This is a genomic window from Streptomyces rimosus, assembly GCF_008704655.1.
GTDB classification, from domain to species: domain Bacteria; phylum Actinomycetota; class Actinomycetes; order Streptomycetales; family Streptomycetaceae; genus Streptomyces; species Streptomyces rimosus.
The window spans coordinates 3,002,251-3,023,350 of record NZ_CP023688.1 but is presented as its reverse complement, the minus strand read 5'-3'; the positions used below and the strand labels follow the sequence as shown (position 1 = coordinate 3,023,350).

16 protein-coding genes are annotated in these 21,100 nt (G+C 72.3%); 11 read left to right on the top strand and 5 right to left on the bottom strand.

The window, feature by feature from the left end; translation table 11 throughout:
• Nucleotides 1-70 precede the first annotated feature (70 nt).
• Nucleotides 71-1,771 carry an acyl-CoA mutase large subunit family protein gene (locus tag CP984_RS12240; RefSeq protein ID WP_003982599.1) on the top strand — a complete coding sequence of 567 codons (1,701 nt, stop codon included), beginning with the start codon at nt 71-73 and terminating at the stop codon, nt 1,769-1,771.
• 53 nt (nt 1,772-1,824) lie between these two features.
• On the opposite strand, the gene secD is transcribed toward CP984_RS12240, so the two are convergent.
• From secD to CP984_RS12220, 4 genes are all read right to left on the bottom strand, one after another.
• Nucleotides 1,825-4,167 (bottom strand): protein translocase subunit SecD, encoded by a 2,343-nt coding sequence (secD, locus tag CP984_RS12235; protein ID WP_003982598.1) that lies wholly within the window; start codon nt 4,165-4,167, stop codon nt 1,825-1,827.
• Between the two features lie 118 nt (nt 4,168-4,285).
• A complete protein-coding gene (locus CP984_RS12230; protein ID WP_003982597.1) occupies nt 4,286-4,861 on the bottom strand; it encodes a hypothetical protein in 576 nt (191 codons plus the stop codon).
• Between the two features lie 89 nt (nt 4,862-4,950).
• On the bottom strand, nt 4,951-6,348 hold the full coding sequence (locus tag CP984_RS12225; protein ID WP_003982596.1) for a sensor histidine kinase: 1,398 nt from the start codon (nt 6,346-6,348) through the stop codon (nt 4,951-4,953).
• Nucleotides 6,345-7,169, bottom strand: a complete 825-nt coding sequence (locus CP984_RS12220) for a response regulator transcription factor (protein WP_003982595.1) — start codon at nt 7,167-7,169, stop codon at nt 6,345-6,347. Before CP984_RS12220 ends, CP984_RS12225 begins: the two co-directional genes overlap by 4 nt.
• A 63-nt stretch (nt 7,170-7,232) precedes the next feature.
• Between CP984_RS12220 and CP984_RS12215 the strand changes: the two genes are divergently transcribed.
• Together CP984_RS12215 and CP984_RS12210 are read left to right on the top strand one after the other, a co-directional pair.
• Nucleotides 7,233-8,405 (top strand): UDP-N-acetylglucosamine--N-acetylmuramyl-(pentapeptide) pyrophosphoryl-undecaprenol N-acetylglucosamine transferase, encoded by a 1,173-nt coding sequence (locus tag CP984_RS12215; RefSeq protein ID WP_032920955.1) that lies wholly within the window; start codon nt 7,233-7,235, stop codon nt 8,403-8,405.
• On the top strand, nt 8,402-9,421 hold the full coding sequence (locus CP984_RS12210; RefSeq protein WP_003982593.1) for a GDP-mannose 4,6-dehydratase: 1,020 nt from the start codon (nt 8,402-8,404) through the stop codon (nt 9,419-9,421). Before CP984_RS12215 ends, CP984_RS12210 begins: the two co-directional genes overlap by 4 nt.
• A gap of 33 nt (nt 9,422-9,454) precedes the next feature.
• On the opposite strand, the gene CP984_RS12205 is transcribed toward CP984_RS12210, so the two are convergent.
• The gene (locus CP984_RS12205; RefSeq protein ID WP_003982592.1) at nt 9,455-10,159 is read right to left on the bottom strand and encodes a TetR/AcrR family transcriptional regulator; all 705 of its coding nucleotides are present in this window, start codon (nt 10,157-10,159) and stop codon (nt 9,455-9,457) included.
• Between the two features lie 347 nt (nt 10,160-10,506).
• Between CP984_RS12205 and CP984_RS12200 the strand changes: the two genes are divergently transcribed.
• The 8 genes from CP984_RS12200 to CP984_RS12160 all read left to right on the top strand — a co-directional run bounded on the left by CP984_RS12200 (nt 10,507) and on the right by CP984_RS12160 (nt 21,044).
• The gene (locus CP984_RS12200; RefSeq protein WP_003982591.1) at nt 10,507-11,469 is read left to right on the top strand and encodes a tetratricopeptide repeat protein; all 963 of its coding nucleotides are present in this window, start codon (nt 10,507-10,509) and stop codon (nt 11,467-11,469) included.
• Between the two features lie 613 nt (nt 11,470-12,082).
• Nucleotides 12,083-12,715, top strand: a complete 633-nt coding sequence (locus tag CP984_RS12190) for a DUF6230 family protein (RefSeq protein ID WP_003982590.1) — start codon at nt 12,083-12,085, stop codon at nt 12,713-12,715.
• Between the two features lie 144 nt (nt 12,716-12,859).
• Nucleotides 12,860-13,366: a DUF6114 domain-containing protein gene (locus tag CP984_RS12185; RefSeq protein WP_003982589.1), complete on the top strand. Its 507-nt coding sequence runs from the start codon at nt 12,860-12,862 to the stop codon at nt 13,364-13,366.
• Nucleotides 13,356-14,732, top strand: coding sequence for a hypothetical protein (locus CP984_RS12180; protein WP_003982588.1), 1,377 nt, complete (start codon nt 13,356-13,358; stop codon nt 14,730-14,732). Before CP984_RS12185 ends, CP984_RS12180 begins: the two co-directional genes overlap by 11 nt.
• Before the next feature lie 376 nt (nt 14,733-15,108).
• Entirely contained in the window at nt 15,109-15,963 is an 855-nt protein-coding gene (locus CP984_RS12175; protein ID WP_003982587.1) for an FG-GAP repeat domain-containing protein, read from the top strand.
• Nucleotides 15,964-16,141: 178 nt separating this feature from the next.
• Complete coding sequence (locus CP984_RS12170) at nt 16,142-17,395, top strand: hypothetical protein (protein ID WP_030182806.1); 1,254 nt, start codon at nt 16,142-16,144, stop codon at nt 17,393-17,395.
• Complete coding sequence (locus tag CP984_RS12165) at nt 17,395-20,496, top strand: Hint domain-containing protein (protein ID WP_050498912.1); 3,102 nt, start codon at nt 17,395-17,397, stop codon at nt 20,494-20,496. The genes CP984_RS12170 and CP984_RS12165 overlap by 1 nt, the downstream gene beginning before the upstream one ends.
• On the top strand, nt 20,493-21,044 hold the full coding sequence (locus CP984_RS12160) for a hypothetical protein (RefSeq protein ID WP_003982586.1): 552 nt from the start codon (nt 20,493-20,495) through the stop codon (nt 21,042-21,044). Before CP984_RS12165 ends, CP984_RS12160 begins: the two co-directional genes overlap by 4 nt.
• Nucleotides 21,045-21,100: the final 56 nt, after the last annotated feature.

Below are 21,100 nucleotides of genomic sequence, written 5' to 3'. Positions count from 1 at the left end.
CGGGGCCGCCCGAAGGGCGTTCCCGGCTTGCCATCGACAATTACTAGGACGTCCAAGTAAATTTGTCGGTATGGACGCTGAAGCCATCGAAGAGGGCCGCCGCCGCTGGCAGGCCCGGTACGACTCCGCCCGCAAGCGGGACGCGGACTTCACCACGCTCTCCGGCGATCCCGTCGAGCCGGCGTACGGCCCCCGCCCCGGCGACACCGTCGACGGCTTCGAGCGCATCGGCTGGCCCGGTGAGTACCCGTTCACCCGCGGGCTGTACCCGACCGGCTACCGCGGCCGCACCTGGACCATCCGCCAGTTCGCGGGCTTCGGCAACGCCGAGCAGACCAACGAGCGCTACAAGATGATCCTCAAGGCCGGCGGCGGCGGCCTCTCGGTCGCGTTCGACATGCCGACCCTGATGGGCCGCGACTCCGACGACCCGCGCTCGCTCGGCGAGGTCGGCCACTGCGGCGTCGCCATCGACTCCGCCGCCGACATGGAGGTCCTGTTCAAGGACATCCCGCTGGGCGACGTGACGACCTCGATGACGATCTCCGGCCCGGCCGTCCCGGTCTTCTGCATGTACCTGGTCGCCGCCGAGCGCCAGGGCGTGGACCCGGGCGTCCTGAACGGCACGCTCCAGACCGACATCTTCAAGGAGTACATCGCGCAGAAGGAGTGGCTCTTCCCGCCCGAGCCCCACCTGCGCCTGATCGGCGACCTGATGGAGCACTGCGCGCGCTCCATCCCCGCGTACAAGCCGCTGTCGGTCTCCGGCTACCACATCCGCGAGGCGGGCGCGACGGCCGCGCAGGAGCTGGCGTACACCCTCGCCGACGGCTTCGGCTACGTCGAGCTGGGCCTCTCCCGCGGCCTGGACGTGAACACCTTCGCGCCCGGCCTGTCCTTCTTCTTCGACGCCCATGTGGACTTCTTCGAGGAGATCGCGAAGTTCCGGGCGGCCCGCCGCATCTGGGCCCGCTGGATGCGCGACGTGTACGGCGCCACCAGCGAGAAGGCCCAGTGGCTGCGCTTCCACACGCAGACCGCCGGCGTCTCGCTGACCGCCCAGCAGCCGTACAACAACGTCGTCCGTACGGCCGTGGAAGCGCTCGCCGCGGTCCTCGGCGGCACCAACTCCCTGCACACGAACGCGCTGGACGAGACCCTCGCCCTGCCCAGCGAGCAGGCCGCGGAGATCGCGCTGCGCACGCAGCAGGTGCTGATGGAGGAGACCGGCGTCGCCAACGTCGCGGACCCGCTGGGCGGTTCGTGGTTCGTCGAGGCGCTGACCGACCGGATCGAGGCCGACGCCGAGAAGATCTTCGAGCAGATCAAGGAGCGCGGCACGCGGGCTGTGCCCGACGGGCAGCACCCCATTGGCCCCATCACCTCCGGCATCCTGCGCGGCATCGAGGACGGCTGGTTCACCGGCGAGATCGCCGAGTCCGCCTTCCAGTACCAGCAGGCGCTGGAGAAGGGCGAGAAGAAGGTCGTCGGCGTCAACTGCCACCACGGCTCGGTCACCGGCGACCTGGAGATCCTGCGCGTCAGCCACGAGGTCGAGCGCGAGCAGGTGCGGGTGCTCGGGGACCGCAAGGCGGCCCGCGACGACGCCCGGGTGCGCTCCTCGCTGGACGCGATGCTCGCCGCCGCGCGCGACGGCGGCAACATGATCGAGCCGATGCTGGAGGCCGTACGGGCCGAGGCCACGCTCGGCGAGATCTGCAACGTGCTCCGCGACGAGTGGGGCGTGTACACGGAGCCCGCGGGCTTCTAGGGACAGTACGTACCGGGGGCGGGGCCGTGCGCGGTCCCGCCCCCGGTGCTGTGTCAGACCACCGCTCCCGTCCCCGTCCTGGCCTTGTCGCGCGGCCGGGAGACCGGTGCCTCCGGGGCCGGGTGGCGGCCCTCCAGGAGGACGGCGGCCGGGGTGGCGGTGAAGACGGTCGAGGCGATGCCGAACAGGACGCCCGCGAGCAGCGCCACGGAGAAGTCGGCCAGCGAGTCGCCGCCCAGCACCGCGAGGGCCGCCAGGACGAACAGGGCGCCCATGCCGGTGTTCACCGTGCGTGGCACGGTCTGCACGATCGCCCGGTCGGCGAGCCGGGCCAGCCCTTCGGGACCGCGCGCCGCCCGGTCGCCCTTGGCACCGCGCCGCAGCTCCCGTACACGGTCGAAGAGCACGACCGTGTCGTTGACGGAGTAGCCGACGACGGTCAGCAGCGCCGCCAGGAAGACGCTGTCCACCGGCTTGCCCAGCCAGGCGAACAGGCCCACCACCAGCACCACGTCCTGCACCATGGCGAGCACCGCCGCCGTCGCGAACGTCCAGCGGAAGCGGATGCTCAGATAGACCAGCTGGGCGGCGACCGCGATGCCCAGCGCGATCAGCGCCTTGCCGCGCAGCTCGCTGCCCATGCTGGGCCCGATCTTCTCGTCCCGTTCGACCTCGACCGTGCCGCCGGGCTTCTGGAGGGACGCGCGGATACGGTCCTGCTCGGCGTCGGTCAGCCGCTCGGTCCGTACGGTGATGCCGCCGTCGCCCGACTCCTGGACCACCGCGCGCGGGAAGCCCGCGTCGGCGACAGCTGCGCGCGCCGTCCCGGCGTCCACCGTACGGCTGGTGCTGTACTCGACGAGCCGGCCGCCGGTGAACTCCACGCCGAACTCCAGGCCCCGGACGCCGATCCCGGCGACGGCGAACAGCAGCAGACCGGCGCCGATGCCCAGCCAGGTGCGGCGGTGCCGCATCAGCCGCGGCTCGCGCCGGGCCAGCCGGCGCCGTACCCGCCCCTCGGACGCCATCCCGGTGAGCGCGGGCCGCCGCCGCACGGAGCGCCGGCGCACCGCCCACTCCGCCAGCACCCGGGTGATGACCAGCGCGGAGACCATCGAGGCCAGCACGCCGATGGACAGGGTCACACCGAAGCCCTTGACCGGGCCGGTGGCGAAGAAGAACAGCAGGCCGGCGGCGAGCAGCGTGGTCACGTTCGAGTCGATGATCGCGCTGAACGCCTTGCCGAAGCCCTCGCGCAGCGGGCGCCGCAGATCCCCGCCGGAGCGGGCCGCGCGGCGTGCGTACTCCTCCCGGGCCCGCTCGAAGACCAGCACGTTGGCGTCCACCGCCATACCGATCGCCAGCACGAAACCGGCGAGCCCGGGGAGGGTGAGGGTGGCGCCCAGGGCGACCAGCACGGCGTACGAGAGCAGCCCGTACGCGGCGAGGGCCACCGTGGCCAGCGCGCCCAGCAGCCGGTAGACGACGATCACGAACGCGCCGGTGCACAGCAGGCCGATGACCGCGGCGGTGGCGCTGGCCTTGATGGCGTCGGCGCCCAGCGTCGGGCCGACGGTGCGCTGTTCGACGACCTCGACGGGCACCGGCAGGGCGCCGCCCTTGACCAGGGCCGCCAGGTCGCGGGCCTCGGCGTCACTGAACCCGCCCGTGATCTGCGCGTTTCCACCGGGGATGCCGGTCTTGCAGGGCACGCTCTGCTGCATGCCGGGCGCCGAGATGACCTTGCCGTCCAGGACGATCGCCACCCGCCGCGCCGGATCGCCGGGCGCCGCACACGCCGCCTCGCCGGTGATCCGGGCCCAGGCGTCGGCGGCGGCGCCCCGGAAAGCCAGGTCGACGGTCCAGCCGCGCCCGCCCTGCGCGTCGAAGACGGCCTCCGCGTCCTTGACGCCCTCGCCGGTCAGCGCGGGCGGGCCGAGCCGCAGGGCCTGGCCGGGGGCGTCGGGGTCGGGGAGGACACGGGTGCGGTCTCCCTTGGCCTTCGCCTCCGGCGTGCCCTTCGGATCCTGCGTGGTCCCGAGGACGGGATGGAACGTGAGCTGCGCGGTACGGCCGATGACCTCGACGGCCTCCTTCGGGTCCCGTACGCCGGGCAGTTCGGCGACGATGCGCTTCTCACCGGAGCGGGACAGCGACGGTTCGGCGACGCCGAGCGCGTCGACCCGCTGCCGCAGCACCTCCAGGGCCCGGTCGGTGGCGGCGGAGTCGGCACGTGCGGTGGGCGAGTCCTTGGTCTCCAGGACGATCTGGGTCCCGCCGCGCAGGTCGAGGCCGAGGCGGGCGGGCGTGGTCAGGGCGAGGAACAGCGACACGGCGACGGCGGCGAGCGCGAGCAGCGCACGCCAGTGACGCCGCGACGGTGCGCGGGACGGCATGGGTCTCCCCTTCAGGGATACGGAGGCGGAGCGCCGGGCGGCGGCGCGCACCGGTCCGCCGCGGCGCGAGGGCGTCGCGGGGCATGCCGGTGCCGCGGGCGGCCGGGCGCCTGGGGCGTCAGCTGCTCCGTACGAAGGGCGGGGCGCGCGGGCTGCGCGGGGAGTACCGGGTTCCGGGCGGCGCCCGTTCCTGGCGGGGCCCGACGGTCTCGCCGTACCCGAAGGGGGAGTGGCGCGGCGCGGGGGCCACGGACGGCAGCGCGCCCGGCAGGCCCGGGAAGCGCGGGTGGGGAAGGACCGCGTGGACGTGGGCGGTGGCGGACTGACGCGCCACCGGGCGGTCGGGGGCGGTCCGGACGTCGGCGCGCGGGTGGGCGGGGGTGGTCCGGGCGTCGGCCCGGGGAGGGACAGGCGTGGAGTGCGCGGTGAGTGCCTGAGGGGCGGCGGAGGATGGCCGGTAAGCGGTGTCGACGGGGCCGGAAGGGGCGGCTGCCGGGCTGGAGACGGCGAGCGGGCCGGGCCCCAGCGGGGTGGAAGCGGCACCCGCCGTACTGGGCGTACCGGTCAGGGCCGCACCGGGCGCACCGGCCACCGCCGCACCAGACGTCCCGGCGAGAACCAGCAGCACGGCCCACACCCCGGCCAGCGCGCGGGGCAGGAAGCCCGGCAGCGCACGACGCGCGCGTCCGCTCACTGCCCGCCCTCCCGATCCGCCCGGCACCGGCCGGTCTCCGTCCACGGCCCCGGCCGTGATTCCGGCCCAGGGTAGTACGCGTTCTTGTCCTACCCCGCCGGGAAGCGCAGGCGGAAGACCGCCCCGCCGCCCGGCGCCTGCGCTGCCGTCAGTTCGGCGTGGTGCGCGCGGGCGATCTGGCGGGCCATGGCCAGGCCGAGGCCCGAGCCCGGCAGCGCGCGGGCCGCCTCGGCGCGGTAGAAGCGGTCGAAGACGTGCGGCAGGTCCTCGGCCGAGATGCCGGGGCCGTGGTCGCGTACGGTCAGCTCCAGCGCGCCCGCCGAAACGGTCAGCGCGGTCTCGACCGGGCCGCCCGGCGGCGAGAACTTCGCCGCGTTGTCGAGCAGGTTGGACAGCAGCCGGGACAGCCGCGCCGGAACGCCGGGGACGGCCGCCCCGGCCGCCGCCTCGTCGGTCCGTACGGTGAACCCGATCTCCGGCCAGTGCCCGCGCGCCGCCTCCACCGCGTGCTCCAGCAGCACCGCCGGGCGCACCTGCTCCACCAGCGGCTGCGGCTCCTCGTCCCTGGCCAGTTCGATCAGGTCGTTGACCAGCGTGGTGACCTCGCGCAGCTGGCGGCCCAGCGCGCCGGACGCCCGGTCGCGCTGGGTGTCGGTCAGCCGGTCGGAGCGGGCGAGGAGTTCGGCGTTGGTGCGCAGCGCGGTCAGCGGTGTGCGCAGCTCATGGGAGGCGTCCGCGACCAGCCGCCGCTGCGCCGCCACCGACTGCTCCAACTCGCCGAGCATGGTGTTGAAGCTGGCGGCCAGCCGGGTGATCTCGTCCTGGCGTCCTGGCGGCCCGGGGGGCAGCTCGATGCGGTGCCGGGCGTCGCGGGTGGCGGCGATCCGTTCGGCGGTGGCGGTGAGCCGGGCGACCGGCGCCAGGCCCGTACGCGAGACCCAGTAGCCGAGCCCGGCCGCCAGCAGGACGCCTGTTCCGCCGACCCCGGCCAGCGCCAGCGCGGCCTTCTGGACACCGCGCTGTACGACGTCCGAGCGCAGCGCCACCTGGAGCGCCTGGTGCTTGCCGGGCAGTTTCGTGGTGTACATCCGCACCGGCCAGCCGGCCACGGTCAACTTCTTGTAGTACGCCGTTCGGCGCCCGGCGGCGACTGCGCGGGTGTCGTCGTCGACCGGTAGTGCATACGGGCTGCGCGGGTCCTTGGACGGGTCGGCGGGGGCCGACTGGACGCAGGGAACGGCCAGGTAGCGGCAGCCCGTGTCCCCGGCCGACGGGCCGTCCTTGAGGTACTGCTGCGTGTACTGATTGGCCGTCTGCGCCAGGTTGAAATCGAGCTGACGGGTCATCTGGTGCTTGGTGATGAAGAACGCCGCCACGCAGATGCCGACCGCCACCACCGCCACGGCGGCGGACGTGGCGATCGCCAGCCGCGTCCGCAGCGGGCGGTGCCGACGCCAGCGCGCGCCCAGACCGCGCCGGCCGCTCATGCCCGGTCCGTTCTGCCGCCACGGCGCGGCCTGCGGGTCCTGCCGTTCCGCTCGGTCCCGGTCTCTCTGCCCGGCTGGTCCGGCTCGTCCAGGCGGTAGCCGACGCCGTGCACGGTGTGCACCAGCCGCGGTTCGCCGTCCGCCTCCAGCTTGCGGCGCAGGTAACCGACGTATACGGCAAGGGAGTTGGAGTCCGGCCCGAAGTCGCGGCCCCAGACCCGCTCCAGGATCAGTTCGCGCGGCATCACCTGTCCGGGGTGCAGCAGGAGCAGTTCCAGCAGCGCCCATTCCGTACGGCTGAACTCCAGCGGCCTGCCGCCCCGGTGGCCGGTACGCGTGACGGGGTCCACGACCAGGTCGGCGAAGGACAGCGAGGTGTCGTCGGCCGCCGCGGCCGAGGCGCGGCGCAGCAGCGCCCGCACCCGCGCGACCAGCTCGTCCAGCGCGAACGGCTTGACGAGGTAGTCGTCGGCGCCCGCGTCCAGCCCGTCCACCCGCTCGCTGACCGAGTCCAGCGCGGTCAGCACCAGGATCGGCGTACGGTCGTCCAGCGCGCGCAGCCGCCGGCACACCGCCAGGCCGTCCAGCACCGGCATCATCACGTCCAGCACGATCGCGTCCGGCTGCCAGGAGGCGACCTCGGAGAGCGCGGCGAGTCCGTCGGACGCGCCGCGCACCGCGTACCCCTCCACGCTCAGGCCGTCCTCGACGGCGGCCCGCACCTCCGGTTCGTCGTCGACGACGAGGATCTTCGGCGGGGGCGCGGCGGGCTGCGGGGCGGCGCTCCGGCCGGCGGGGTGCGGTGCAGGCGTGGACGGCATGCACACAGGCTGCCAAAAGTCCGTCTTAGAACCTTCTTAGGGCGCCTCGCGAGCGTGGCGGCCATGCGCACACCACTTTCGGTCGTCATCGGTGCGGGAGGTACCGGCGGCCACATCTATCCCGGGCTCGCCCTCGCGGACGCCCTGCGCCGGGCGGTGCCCGACGCGGTGGTCTCCTTCGTCGGCACGGAACGCGGGCTGGAGACGCGGCTCATCCCGCAGGCCGGCTACCGCCTGCACACCGTGGACATGATCCCCTTCGACCCGTCGCTCGGCGCCAAGCGGTATCTGCTGCCCGCCGCGCTGCTGAGATCCGGCAACCAGTGCCGCTCGATCCTGCGCACCCAGGGCGCCCAGGTCGCCGTCGGCATGGGCGGCTACCCGAGCGCGCCGGTCATCGTCGGCGCGCGGCTGGCCGGGCTGCCCAGCCTGATCCACGAGTCCAACGCGGTGCCGGGCCGGGCCAACAAGTTCGCCGCCCGGCTCACCCCGCACATCGCGCTCGCCTTCGACCGCAGCCGCGAGCACCTGGCGGGCGGCGAGCACGCCGAGACGGTCGGCATGCCGCTGGTCGGGCCGCTGGCCACGCTGGACCGTACGGCCCTGCGGGCCCGCGCCCGCCGCGAACTGGGCATACCGGAAGGCGTCCGGCTGCTGCTCGTCAACGGCGGCAGCCTGGGCGCGGCCCGGCTCACCGCGGCGGCGGTCGGGCTCGCGGCCCGCTACCGCTCCCGTAACGACCTGCGGCTGCTGATCAAGACCGGGCCCGCCGCCCTGGACGAGACCCGGGAGCGGCTTGCCGCGACGGGCGGCGCGGCGGTCGCCGAGGCCGTCCCGTACCTGGACCGGATGGACCTGGCCTACGCCGCCGCCGACCTGGTGGTGTGCCGGGCCGGTTCGGCGACCGTCGCCGAACTGGCCACGATCGGCATGCCGGCGGTCCTGGTGCCGTACCCGCACGCGCCCGGCGACCACCAGACGCACAACGCGCGGGTGCTGTCCGACGCGGGCGCCGCCGCCCTGCTGCCGGACGCCGAGACCACCGCGGAGCGCCTGGACGCGCTCGTCACACCGCTCCTCGACGACCCCCACCGGCTCGCCGCCATGGGCCAGGCCGCCGACCCCGGCACCCACGCACAGGCCGCCGACCTGCTGGCCGCCAAGGTCCTGGAGCTGGCCGGCCACGTCGCGACCCACCCCGCCCCCTACCCGCGAACCTTCAAGGAGAGCGCATGACCACCACCGACCACGCCACCATGGAAGCCCGCTGGAAGGGCCGCACCGTCCTGGTCACCGGTGCCGAGGGCTTCATCGGCTCCACCCTCGTCGACCAGCTCGTCGGATACGGCGCGAAGGTGCGCGCCTTCGTCCACTACAAGCCGTACGCCGAAAAGGGCCACCTCGCGCGCCACCTCGGGCCGGACAGCCCGGTCGAGATGATCGCGGGCGACGTGCGCGACGCGGGCCGGGTCTCCGACGCGGTGGCCGGCTGCGACACGGTCTTCCACCTCGCGGCCCTGATCGGCATCCCGTACAGCTACGACTCGCCCGGCGCCTACGTGCAGACCAACGTCGTGGGCACCGAGAACATCGCCGAGGCCTGCCGCCGGCACTCCGTGCGCCGCCTGGTGCACACCTCCACCAGCGAGGTGTACGGCACCGCCCTGACCGCGCCGATCGGCGAGGACCACCCGCTGCAGCCGCAGTCCCCGTACTCCGCCTCGAAGATCGGCGCGGACATGATGGCGCTGTCCCACTGGCACGCCTTCGAACTGCCGGTCACCGTGGTGCGCCCGTTCAACACCTACGGCCCGCGCCAGTCCGCGCGCGCCGTGATCCCCACCATCCTCGCCCAACTGCACTCCGGGTCCCGGGAGATCCGGCTCGGCTCGCTCGCACCGACCCGCGACTTCACCTACGTCACCGACACCGCGGCCGGCTTCCTCGCGGTGGCCGACTGCGACCGGGCGCTCGGCGAGGTCGTCAACCTCGGTACGGGGCGCGAGATCTCCATCGGCGACCTGGCGCGGGCCCTGATCGCCGCGTCCGGGCGGGACGCCGAGGTGGTGGTCGAGGGCTCCCGGCTGCGGCCCGCCGGCAGCGAGGTCCAGCGACTGCTTTCGGACAATTCGCGGGCACGCGAATGGGCGGGCTGGACGCCCGAAGTGTCCCTGGAGGAGGGCCTGAAGCGGACGTCCGAGTGGGTGGCGGAGCACGTCCACCTGTTCGCGGCGGACCGCTACCAGGTCTGAGACCCGCGGGGCCGGCCGGGCCCGTCCGGAGCGCTACGCGCCGGACGGGCCCGCCTCCGTTTCCGCGAGCCCGCCCAGCCCGGCCAGCAGCAGCGTGCTGAACTGCTGCGCCCACAGCTCGTCCACCGGCTCCGCGCTGACCAGCGCCCGGTGCACGACCGCGCCCGCGATCACGTCGAAGATCAGGCCCACCGCCCGCCCGGCCGCCGCCGCGCCCTCCTCGCCGGCCGCGTCCGGCGGCAGCTCCCCGCGCTCCTGCGCCCGCTCCCGCCCGAGGACCACCAGCCGCTTCTGCCGCTCCACCACCGCGGAGCGGATGCGCAGCCGCAGCGCCTCGTCGGTGGTGGACTCGGCGACCACCGCCATCAGCGCCGTCTTGGTCTCCGGACGTGCCAGCAGCGACGCGAACTGCAGGACCACGCCCTCGATGTCCGCCTGGAGACAGCCGCGGTCGGGCAGCTCCAGCTCGTCGAAGAGGACCGCCACCGCGTCCACGACCAGCTCGTTCTTGTTGGCCCAGCGGCGGTAGAGGGTCGTCTTGGCCACCCCGGCGCGGGCCGCCACATCGCTCATCGTCAGCTTGCCCCAGCCCAGCTCGACCAGCGCGGCGCGGGTCGCGCCGAGGATCGCGCGGTCCGCCTCGGCGCTGCGCGGCCGGCCGGTGCGGCCCCTGGGGCCCGTACGGCCCTCGGGGGAGCGGGTGCCGGTGAGGGGGCAGCGGTGCATGCGGGCGACCATACCGGCCAGTACGGGAGGGTGGGCCCGCCCTCGTGAGGCAGATCACTCCCGCGGTTCGCGGCAGGGGTTGCCGGGCCGGGGCGCCGCACAGTTACGCTACGGGTCGTAGCGAAAGGGTCCGCCGACGCGGCGCGCCCCGACGCGACAACCACAGGCCGCGGGTGGGGACCCGGGGCCGTACGCGGCATCCACCGGACCTCCGGGACCGGCGGGAACGCGGCACCACCGTCCTGCGCCGGCACACCGGCGGGCCGCACGGACGGGACCGGCGCCGCGCGTTTTTCGCGCACCGTGAATTTTCGGCACCGCTTTTCGCAACGGTCCGCGGAAGGGGGGAGGATAGGCCCATGCAGCCACGCAACATGTCCATGAGTGGAGTCGTCGACCTCGCCGCGGTGAAGGCGGCCGGGGAAGCGAAGCAGAAGGCGGAGCAGGCGCGCGCCGAAGCCGCCCGCACGGGCAAGCCCGCCGGTGGCGCCCGGCTGGTGTACGACGTCGACGAGGCGGGGTTCCAGCAGGACATCCTCCAGCGCTCCACCGAGGTGCCGGTCGTCATCGACTTCTGGGCCGAGTGGTGCGAGCCGTGCAAGCAGCTCGGCCCGCTGCTGGAGCGGCTGGCGGGGGAGTACGCCGGCAAGTTCGTCCTGGCCAAGATCGACGTCGACCGCAACCAGGCGCTGTTCCAGCAGTTCGGCGTGCAGGGCATCCCGGCGGTCTTCGCGGTCGTCGCGGGCCAGCCGATCCCGCTGTTCCAGGGCGCGGCCCCGGAGGCGCAGATCCGCCAGGTGCTGGACCAGCTCGTCCAGGCCGCCGAGCAGCAGTTCGGGATCGTGGGCGCGCCGGTCGACCCGGCCGACGCCGCGCCCCAGGAGGACGCCCCCGCGCCGGCCGGCCCGTACGACGCGCTGCTGGAGGCCGCGAACCAGGCGCTGGACAACGGCGACCTCGCCGGTGCCGTCCAGGCGTACAAGAACGTCCTCGCGGACGACCCGGCCAACCCGGAGGCCAAGCTGGGCCTCGCGCAGGCCGAACTCCTCCAGCGAGTCCAGGACCTGGACCCGCAACAGGTGCGCAAGGACGCGGCCGACGCCCCGGGCGACGTGCAGGCGCAGATCAAGGCGGCCGACCTGGACCTGGTCGGCGGGCATGTCGAGGATGCCTTCGGGCGGCTGGTGGACACCGTGAGGCGCACGGCCGGCGACGACCGCGAGGCCGCACGGGTGCGGCTGCTGGAGCTCTTCGAGGTCATCGGCGCCGAGGACCCGCGGGTGATTTCGGCGCGTACGGCACTGGCGCGGGTGCTCTTCTGAGCCATCGGCGCTCCGTCTCCCGCGTCTCCTGAAGCGCGGGGGCCTCTTCCTCAGCAGCGGCCACGCTTTACCAAATCTTGGTAATCGTGGCCGCTGTTACTTGGAGTAAGAGCAGTGCTGTGATTCGACGGCTTTTGTCCGTGATTCCCCCATGTCGCATCACCGTTGGCGACGACCCTGGGTGCGTGCCCGATTTCGCGCTGTCGCCCGCCGGTTATCTCTCCGTTACTCGCAAGTAACGAACCCCTTGTGCGACGGCTTCCGATGCACCACGATCGGCCACGCTCGGTCCATTTCCCCCGCCCGGCAACCGGTCGGCGTCGCGGGGGCGACGGGTCCCCACCGAGTGGCCGGCGGCACCGCCACCGGTCCTGGACAGGGGGGTTCCTGCCCACCCGGCAGGGCCTGTCCGACAAAGGCCGCGCGTGAGCGTGGCCAGTGGTTGTCGCTCGGGGGTGATCGCCGGTGCTTCGGAACGCGCTACGCCTGTACGCCTTTCGATACGGGCGCTCTCCTTCCCGAGGACGTAGCACTTCTCCCATCCCAGGTACGGCCGCCGTCTCCCGAGACGTGGACCGCAACCGGAGATGTACGTCCGAGAAGGAGGAAAGTCATGGAGTCCCTGGCTCGTGGCGGGACCAGATGGAAGCGGTTCGCGGTCGTCATGGTCCCGAGCGTCGCGGCGACGGCGGCCATCGGTGTCGCCATCGCGCAGGGCGCGCTGGCGGCGTCGTTCAGCGTCTCCGGCCAGCAGTTCAAGGTCACCGCGTCCGAACTCGACGGTGAAGGGTTCGTCCAGTACGGCGCCCTCGACGGCGGTGACAAGGGGCAGCACCCGGTCGCCGTGGTGGGCATGAACTCGGCGAAGATCACCAACCTGTGCCAGTCGGTCGTCGTGCCGGTGCCGATCTTCGGTGACGTGACGATGCAGCTCGAGGCCGGTGGCAACGGCGGCCCGCGGGTCGAGGCGAAGAAGCTCTACATCGACGCCGACGACCTGCAGACCAACGCGACGTTCACCAACGTCGACATCGGTGTCTCGGTGGACCACACCACCAAGGGCCCGGGACCGGCGAAGCCCGGCGAGAGCGGCCGGGGACAGTACCTCCCCAACTCCTTCGCCCAGCAGGCCGACAGCGTGCACTTCGAGAAGGTCAAGCAGCGCGCCTGGGCCACCACGGCCGGCACGTTCAAGCTCAGCGGTCTGCACATGAACGTCAGCCGCGGCAAGAACGAGTGCTACTGACGCCCTGAGCGTACGGGGGCGGGGGGTGCGCGCGGCGGGAGCGTCCCGCCGTCCGCGCGCCCCGTACCCGTACGCCGGCGGCCGCCGCACCACGCACCCCAGCTCACGTACCACCGATGAGCCAGTCCCGAGGAGCTGTACGACATGAGCGCCGACACGCGACCACGGCTGAACGAGAGCATCGGCCGCAAGCGCACTTCGTTCCGGGAGTGGCGGGGTCAGCGCCCGTTCTGGGGCGGGGTGCTGACGCTGCTGGCCGGATTCCCGATCATGTACATCCCCTACGCGAACCTCACGATCGGCTCCCTGACCGTCCGGATGGCGACGACCGCGGGCGCCGGCTCGCTGATCATCGGCGTACTCCTGGTCGTGCTCGGCCTGACCATGTGGTTCCAGCCCGCCTCCCGCGTCTTCGCGGGCGTGGCGGCGATCCTGCTGTCCCTGGTCTCCCTGGTGGTCTCCAACTTCGGCGCCTTCATGGTCGGCTTCGTGCTCGGCCTGATCGGCGGTGCGCTGGGGGTCTCCTGGGCGCCGGGCAAGCCCCTCGCCCCCGAGGACGGCACCCCGGCCCGGCCCGTGGGCGGCACACCGGACGACCTGTCAGGAGCGAGCCCGGTCAACGGGACGAACGGGAGGCACAGTGCCGGGTGACGAGCTGCACGAGACGAACGCGGCCGCCCCGGGGGCGAGAACGGGGCCGCGCCACGCGGCCCCGCGCAAGCCGCTGCTGACCCGGCTGCACGTGCCCGCGGGCAAGGCGATCGCCATCGCCGCGATGCCGTCCGCCGTCCTGATGGGCATGGGCCTGACCCCGCAGCTGGCGATGGCCAAGCCGCAGCCGCCGGAAAGCCCCTTCAGGAACGGCCCGTGCGTCAGCGCTCCCGACAAGGGGGAGCAGGACGCGAAGGACAAGGCGGCGAAGGACAAGGCCGAGAAGGAGAAGGCCGCCAAGGAAAAGGCCGAAAAGGAGAAGGCCGAGAAGGAGAAAGCGGCCAAGGACAAGGCCGCTGAGGACAAGGCGGCCGAGGACGGCAAGTCCGCCAGGCCCGGCAAGGACCAGGCCGCCGGTGGTACGGACACCGCGCCCACCCCGTCCCCCGACGCCTCCTCCCGGACTTCCCCCTCCCCGGACAAGGCCGGAAAGGCCCCCGCGCCCACCCCGTCCCCGTCGGCCTCCTCTTCCTCCTCGGAGCAGAACCCCTGGTACGACCCCCTGGGCGTGGGCAAGAAGCTGCACGACGTCTTCCACCCCGGCCAGGACAAACCGGCCGGCCCCGGCGCGACGCCGTCCCCGTCACCCTCGGGGAACTCCGGCACCGGCAAACCCGCGGACCAACCCTCCACCCAGCCCACCGGCCCGCTGAAGGACGCCGTCGGCAAGGCGGGCGAAGCGGCCGGGGACGCCACCGGCAAGGCCGGAAAGGCCGCGAAGGACGCGGCGAAGGACGCCAAGGACAAGGCGGACGACGCCTCGCCGTCGGCCTCCCCGTCGCCCAGCGGCAGCGCCGACCCGGGTGCCCCCGACGCGGACGGCAAGAAGCCGTTCCCCTGCGTCGAGGAGAAGAAGACCGCCGGCACGGACGAGCGGCCCCCGGCCACCGTCCCGAACCAGCCCTGGTACCTGGAGTCCAGCGGGCTGACACTGCGCGGCCTGGACTACGAGGGCGTCGTCAACCTCACGATGCCCGACGGCCGTACCAAGCAGGCCCTGAAGTTCACCGCCGACAGCATCGACATCGGCGACCTCCACCAGATCGTGGACGGCCCGGCCGGGAAGAAGTACCACGTCCAGGCGGCGGCGGGCTCGACCTCCACGATCCGGGGCGGCAAGGTCACGATGTACACCGAACGCCTCCAGGGCAACCTCTTCGGCCTGATCCCGATCGTCTTCGACCCGGAGCACCCGCCGCCGCTCAACGTCCCCTTCGCGTACTTCACCAAGGTCAAGATCACCCAGGCGGGCCAGTTCGGCGGCACCCTGACGATTCCGGGGCTGCATCAGTCGATAACGGGGTGACGACCGCCGCCCGCCCTCCCGTCCCGTTGAGCCTTACGGTCCATGCCCGCCTTTCCGAAGGCGGGCATGGGCCTTTTGGTGGCGAAGCGGTGGTCGGTGCGGAACAAGTCGAGACGGTCCAGGACAAGTTGATCAGGTATCGCAGTGTTTCCGTACCAACAACACTATTTAGTCACGTAGTTTCACATTGCCTTCACGGGCATCATGCGTATCTCTACAGTGATCCCGCCGCGGTCGTGGACCCGGTGCACAGGCACCAGGAACAGCCGATCGGGCTGCCCATGGGTGTCTCCGTGCCCACCCTTTCTGTGAGGACTGCCAACTCCCATGTTCAGATTCCTCGGCCGCCCGGCACGCCGGGCGGCGGGTGTGCACCATGGGCCTCGCCGTCGCCGCGGCGCTCGTGGTGATGCCATCCGGTCCGGCGCCGTTGTCGTCAGCGGCCGCGGCAGCCGACCGGGTGCCACCCCAGCGGGCCGCATCCGCCGCGGCCTCCTCGTACCCCCTGTTCGGGCGCAAGGCCGACGGCCATCTCTATGACTACGAACCGGACCGGACCGGTGGCCTGCGGGCCGGGGTGGACCTCGGCGGGGGGTACGGCGAGGCGACCGCCCTCGTCCAAGCCGACATCTCGGACGGCGGTGCGGGCAACGACTTATACCTCCGCATGGAGAACACGCTCTACTACACCGCCGAGCGTGGTGGCGAAACCAAGGTCATCGGTGGCGGCTGGGACATCTACACCCTGTTGATCTGCGCGGGCAATCTGGGCGGCAGTGCCGAGCCGGACCTGGTGGGCCGTGACAAGGAGGGCGCTCTCTGGCTCTACCAGGGCAGGCCGGACGGAACGCTTGCCGGCCGGATCCGGATCGGATCCGGCGGCTGGAACGCCATGACCGGCATCGCCGGACGCGGTGACTACACCGGCGACGGTAAAGCCGACCTGCTGGCCCGGGACACCAAAGGAATCCTGTACATCTACCCGGGCACCGGCAACGCCGCGGCCGACGTCGCGCTCGGCTCACGGGTGACCGTCGGCACCGGCTGGAATGCCTACGACGCCCTGGTCTCCGCCGGGGACACCGACGGTGACGGGAAGGCCGACCTGATCGCGAGGGACCCGGCGGGCGCGCTGTGGCTGTTCGAAGGAACGGGCGAGTCCAACGCGCCGTTCGCTGCCCGTGTGAAGATCGGCACGGGCGGCTGGGGCGCGTACAACGTCCTCTTCTGACACGCCCGTTACACAGTGGCCCAGTACCGGCGTGCTGGTACCAGGGCCCGTGTGCGCCCACCTTGCCTCCGCTTTCCCGGCCAGGCGTACGTCGCTTCGGCCCCGCCTCCTGAGTGCCCTGTCCGTATGCGCGACACGTGCGCCGGACAACTCCACGCAGCAGATCGGCTGATGACTCATGCGTAAGAAAAGACCCCCCAAGCTCCCGCGTGACCGACGCGGGCAGTCCCGGCTGATTGCCGCCACCTCCCTGGTGGCCGCGGTCGCCGTCACACTGTCCGGCAGCGAGCTGACCCCGCTGCCCGCGAATGCCACGGCTTCCGCACCGGCAGGATCGTCCTCGGCCGGAGCCGCGCAGATCCGCGCGGAGCAGTGCCTGCTGTCGAATGTCCTGCGCAAGGGCGGGCCGGCCATGAAGGCCCTGGCCCGCTCCGGGCTCAGCGGTACCCCGGACGAGCTGCATGCTGCCGCGGACCCGGAGTACTGGAAGAAAACCCCGCTGGCCACGGCCTACGAAAAGGACCAGGCGTGGTCCGACGGCAAGGTGGCGGAGCTCGACGGCCGGAACCGCGTCTGGGACGAGTCCTTGAACGTCCGGCAGATACCACCGGGTTACACCGTCACGGGTTTCACCTGGACACCCCGTGACCCCTCCATTTTCCAGCAGACCGGCCTCATGGGCTGGATGTCCGACCGGTTCTGGCAGAAAGAATCCGACTTCTACGCGGACCTGACCCCGGCCGCGGGAAAGGAGTCCGCCGACGCTGTATCGAAGATCGCCACCAGCCGCTACTCCGAGGACCGCAAGGAGGACTACGCGGACTGGAAGGCATGGGAGGGCATGACCTTCATGCACCCCATGTACGCGGACGACGCGCGGATCTTCCTGCAGAACGGCGGCTTCCCCACCTCCGCGCCCGCCGCGGACTCCATGGAATACCGCATCGATGTCGAGAACCTGAAAGCCCGCTTCGCTTCCTGCGCGAGCGCCGATCCGCCCGACCCGCACCAGGTACTCGACGGTGAGCTGGCGACCGCGTCGGCCGAATGGCAGAGCGAACTCGACGGCCAGAAGGCGCAGCGGGACGTCATCCTCGCCGCCGAGGCGAAGGCGTCCTCGGATCTGGCCGTGGCGGCACAGGCCATGGCCGAATCCCTCGGGCAGTCCTTGATCGCCAGTCGGCTGACCGAATGGCAGGCGTACTACCTTGCTGTGAGCCCCGAGAAGGCCGGCGTGGACTACCCCACCAAAGCCGAGTTCGAGACGGTGAAAACCCGCATATCCCAGGCACGGGCCCGCGCCTCGGGACGGCTCTATGCGGGTCGCGTGCGGCACTGTCGGCGAAGTCGCAGAGCGAGCGGGCCCATGCGGCCCAGCAGGAGGCGTACGCCATCGCCGACCGGGCGGGACAGCCCAGGGGCCGCGGTCTGATGTACGCCCAGCAGGCCGCGCAGATCGTCAAGGCGTCGGCCGCCGCCACCCAGGCTGCCGCCAAGGCGACGGAGACCGCGGTCCACGCCACCCGGGCGTCGGCCGCGGACAGCAAGACACTCAACGCCCTGGCTGTGACGCAATCCCATGCCACCAAGGCGGAGTTCCGGCGTAAGGCGGCAGAGGAGGCCGCCGCCCAGGCCAAGGAGGCCGCCGACGGGGCAGCCGTCCAGGCCAAAGAAGCTGCCGCGAACGCCACCAAGGCCAAGGAAGCCCAGGCCAAGGCCGAGGCAGCGGAGAAGACGGCCAAGGAAGCCGCGGCCGACGCCAAGGCGAAGCGGGCCACCGCCGAGCGTGAGCGGGATCTGGCCAAGGCGGAGAAGGAGAGGGCCGAGAGAGAGCGGGCCAACGCCGCCTCGGCCGAGGAACGGGCGCAGCAGCAGAGAGCGAAGGCCGCTGATGCACTGACCGACGCGCGCGCGGCGGGGAACACCGCGAGCCAGAAGAAAGAAGCCGCGCTCGAAGCCGAACGCAAGGCGACCCGGGCGCGGGACGGCGCCCGTACGGCCGAGCGCGACCGCGACGCCCTGTCGGCGCGGGCCAACGCCCTTGAGGCACATGCCGCCGCCGTCGAAGGGACGTCGGCTGCCGGTGAGGCCCGTGCGGCGGCCAGCGACGCGAGAGCCGCAGCCAACCGGGCGACCACTGCGGCCACCGAGGCCCGGCGCGCGGCGAACGAGGCCACGAGCGCGGCGATGAACGCACGCGAGGCCGCGACCCGGGCGGAGGCGGCCGCCTCCCGGTCGCAGGCCGCGGCCGACGGGGCGAAGGCTGATGTCGCCATCACCAACGCGGCGGTGAAGAAGGCCCATGCGGCCGCTGCCGAGGCCATTGCGGCATCCGAGGCGGCGGCACAGAACGCCCGTGCGGCCAAAGCCTATGCCGAGACCGCCAGATCCCAGGCCGCCAAGGCACAGGCGAACGCCGTCATGGCCCGCCTGGAAGCCACCGGCGCCGCGGTTTCCGCGGTGCGCACAGCCGGATTCGCCTATGCCACCGCGCAGGCGGCGCAGGCTGCCCGTGACTCCGCCGCACAGGTCATCAAGCCGGCCAACGACGCCATCGAGCTCGGCTCTCCCTACAAGGAGACCGACGCCTCGGCGGGGCTGGCCGTGCTGACCGGGCAGGCCGCGAAGACCGCTGCCGAGCAGCAGCGGGCCGTCGCGAAGGCCAAGGCCGATCAGGCGGCCTTGGCGGCCATCGCCGCGAAGGCACTGGCCGCCAAGGCGGCGGCCGACGCCAAGGCGGCGGCCGAGGCGGCCGCGGCGGCCGCCGAATCCGCGCGACAGGCGGTGGAATCGGCGGACCGGGCCGGTGCGTCCGCCGCGGAGGCAGCCGAGGCGGCGAAGGCGGCCAAGAAGTCCGAGGCCCGCACCGTCGAGTACGACCGGCAGGCCACCGCCGACGCGGAGGCTGCCCAGTCCGCCGCCACCATCGCGGGCGGGTATGCCACAGCGGCGCGGGAGTCGGCTACCGAGGCAGAGAAGGACGCGTCATCGGCGCGAGGAGCGGCGGACGCGGCCGAGGTCGACGCGGCCACGGCCCGCGGCATCGCCGACAAGGCGGACCGCGACGCGGACGCGGCGGAAGCCTCGGCAGCGCGTTCCCGGGAGCTGGCGAAGGAGGCCGAGGACTCGGCCACCCGGGCCGAGCGGGCCGAGGACGCTCAACGCGAGACGGTCCGGATGAGCGACAGTGGCCCCTCGGGCGCGTCGGGCATCGTCTCCTTCACCGAGGGTCTCCAGGACACCATCACGTCCGACGGCGACTGCGAAGGCAGCCACACGGGCTCGGACGTCGGCTGTGAGATCGACGTCACGCACCACATCACCGGCAAGGCGCACTTCATCCTGCTGACCTGCACGCTGCCGAACACCTCCGACGCCGCGTGCATCGGTCACTTCACCGGCGACTACCTGGGCAGCGCGCCGATCGACTTCACCAAGCCCGGCAAGATCCACGTCAACGGCTGGAAGCTGACGGCGGAAGTACTCAAGTCGGTCGCCACCGGCATGGTCCAGGACTACATCGACTGCGCCCATGGCGAGGTGAGCGGCTGTGCCTGGGCGGCGGCGAGTCTGGCCGCGCCGGCCATCATCAAGGCCATCGGCCGCAGCGTGAAGGCGCTGCGTGACGCCATCCGTGCGGGCTCCGGCATCGAGGAAGCGCTCGCGTCCGTCCGGGCCTCCGGTATCAACCCGGCCTCGCTGGCCGCCCTGGAGCGGCTCGCCCGTGCCGCCGCCAACTGCTTCCCGGCCGGCACGCCGGTCGCCGTGGCAGGCGGGACCAAGAAGATCGAAGACCTCCGGGTCGGCGACCGGGTGTGGGCGGCCGATCCGCGCACCGGCAAGAAACGGCTGCGGCGGATCACCGAGCTGTACCGCCACAGTGCGGACGCGCTGGTGTCCGTCGGTACGGACCACGGCGCTGTGCGGGCCACCCCCGGGCATCCGTTCTGGGTGACGGGCAAGGGCTGGACCCCCGCACGGGACCTGCGGGCGGGCTACCGGCTGCCGCGGCAGGGCGGAGGCGATGCCAAGGTCGGTGCGGTCCGCGTCCTGCGGGGCGTGGTGCCGGTGTTCACCTTCGAGGTCGAGGGCGACCACACCTATTTCGCGGGCGACGCGCAGGTGCTGGTGCACAACTCCTGTCAGTTGTTCAAGAACCTATTGGCACCGGACTTGGCACAGGAGCTTGCGCTCGCCGAGCGGCTCGGCATCACACCGGCCCGGCCCGGTACCGCCCAGTTTGACCGGTACATCGACTTCGAGGGATCCGGTGACATCGTCAAATGGGCTGTTCTTGAGGACAATTCTCTGGTGATCATGCCCAAAACAGTGGCGCAGGAGGAACTCAGCCATCCGGTGCTCAGCGGTGGCGCGCCGGTGAGGGCCGCCGGGGAAGCTCAGATAGCGGGGAACAAGGAGGTGGGATACTTCGGTACGAGCTTGAACAACCACAGCGGACACTTCAAGCCCTCGCTGGAGAGCCTGGAGATCGGCAGAGAAGCCTTCGCCGCGGCGGGAGTGCAGTTCTGGTGACCTACCACTTCGATGATCTGGCGACCCTCAACCTGGACGGCCACGTACAGCGCTGGTCCCCGGACGGAGTGCGGACCGCGCAGGGAGACGTCAACGACTGGCTGGCCGCTGCCCAGATGTTTGCGGCGCGGACCATCGAGGCGGCCCCGGAACTGGACGGGCCGCAGTGGCTCGCCGTGTCGGACGCCTGGCTGCAGCTGCTGGCCGCGGCCGAGAGTTCCGTGGGTAAGAAGGGCCTGGAATGGCAGCACCGGGACCACAATCTGACGTCCGTGCTGCTGCAGAAGGTCGGGCCGCGGGCGGGAGTCCCGTTGCGCGATCCGGCTCGGCTGCTCGACAGCGTGCTGGACCTGATGCCGATGGACGACCCGGCAACTGCCCGGGAGCTGGGGCCGCGGTGGCGGGAACTGTCACGTGAGCAGATCATCGAGCTGCGGATGATCAAGATGCTCGTCGCTCCGACCCGGCCGGTGCGCCCCCTGCTCAACGGCCTCCCCCGTGCCCGCGAGCTGGACGCCTGGCTGGAGGTCTGCCCGCTGCTGCCCTGAGGAGACAGGGCGTCCGCGTACGGCGATGGGCCGCATCCCCAACCGGATGCGGCCCA

What these genes read in the sequence shown, in the direction of transcription:
- CP984_RS12210 (WP_003982593.1), top strand. Translation starts at nt 8,402, where the DNA reads ATGACCACCACCGACCACGCCACCATGGAAGCCCGCTGGAAGGGCCGC.
- CP984_RS12215 (WP_032920955.1), top strand. Translation starts at nt 7,233, where the DNA reads ATGCGCACACCACTTTCGGTCGTCATCGGTGCGGGAGGTACCGGCGGC.
- CP984_RS12175 (WP_003982587.1), top strand. Translation starts at nt 15,109, where the DNA reads ATGGGCCTCGCCGTCGCCGCGGCGCTCGTGGTGATGCCATCCGGTCCG.
- CP984_RS12205 (WP_003982592.1), bottom strand. Translation starts at nt 10,159, where the DNA reads ATGGTCGCCCGCATGCACCGCTGCCCCCTCACCGGCACCCGCTCCCCC.
- CP984_RS12240 (WP_003982599.1), top strand. Translation starts at nt 71, where the DNA reads ATGGACGCTGAAGCCATCGAAGAGGGCCGCCGCCGCTGGCAGGCCCGG.
- CP984_RS12225 (WP_003982596.1), bottom strand. Translation starts at nt 6,348, where the DNA reads ATGAGCGGCCGGCGCGGTCTGGGCGCGCGCTGGCGTCGGCACCGCCCG.
- CP984_RS12200 (WP_003982591.1), top strand. Translation starts at nt 10,507, where the DNA reads ATGCAGCCACGCAACATGTCCATGAGTGGAGTCGTCGACCTCGCCGCG.
- CP984_RS12190 (WP_003982590.1), top strand. Translation starts at nt 12,083, where the DNA reads ATGGAGTCCCTGGCTCGTGGCGGGACCAGATGGAAGCGGTTCGCGGTC.
- CP984_RS12165 (WP_050498912.1), top strand. Translation starts at nt 17,395, where the DNA reads ATGTACGCCCAGCAGGCCGCGCAGATCGTCAAGGCGTCGGCCGCCGCC.
- CP984_RS12170 (WP_030182806.1), top strand. Translation starts at nt 16,142, where the DNA reads ATGCGTAAGAAAAGACCCCCCAAGCTCCCGCGTGACCGACGCGGGCAG.
- CP984_RS12185 (WP_003982589.1), top strand. Translation starts at nt 12,860, where the DNA reads ATGAGCGCCGACACGCGACCACGGCTGAACGAGAGCATCGGCCGCAAG.
- CP984_RS12220 (WP_003982595.1), bottom strand. Translation starts at nt 7,169, where the DNA reads ATGCCGTCCACGCCTGCACCGCACCCCGCCGGCCGGAGCGCCGCCCCG.
- secD (WP_003982598.1), bottom strand. Translation starts at nt 4,167, where the DNA reads ATGCCGTCCCGCGCACCGTCGCGGCGTCACTGGCGTGCGCTGCTCGCG.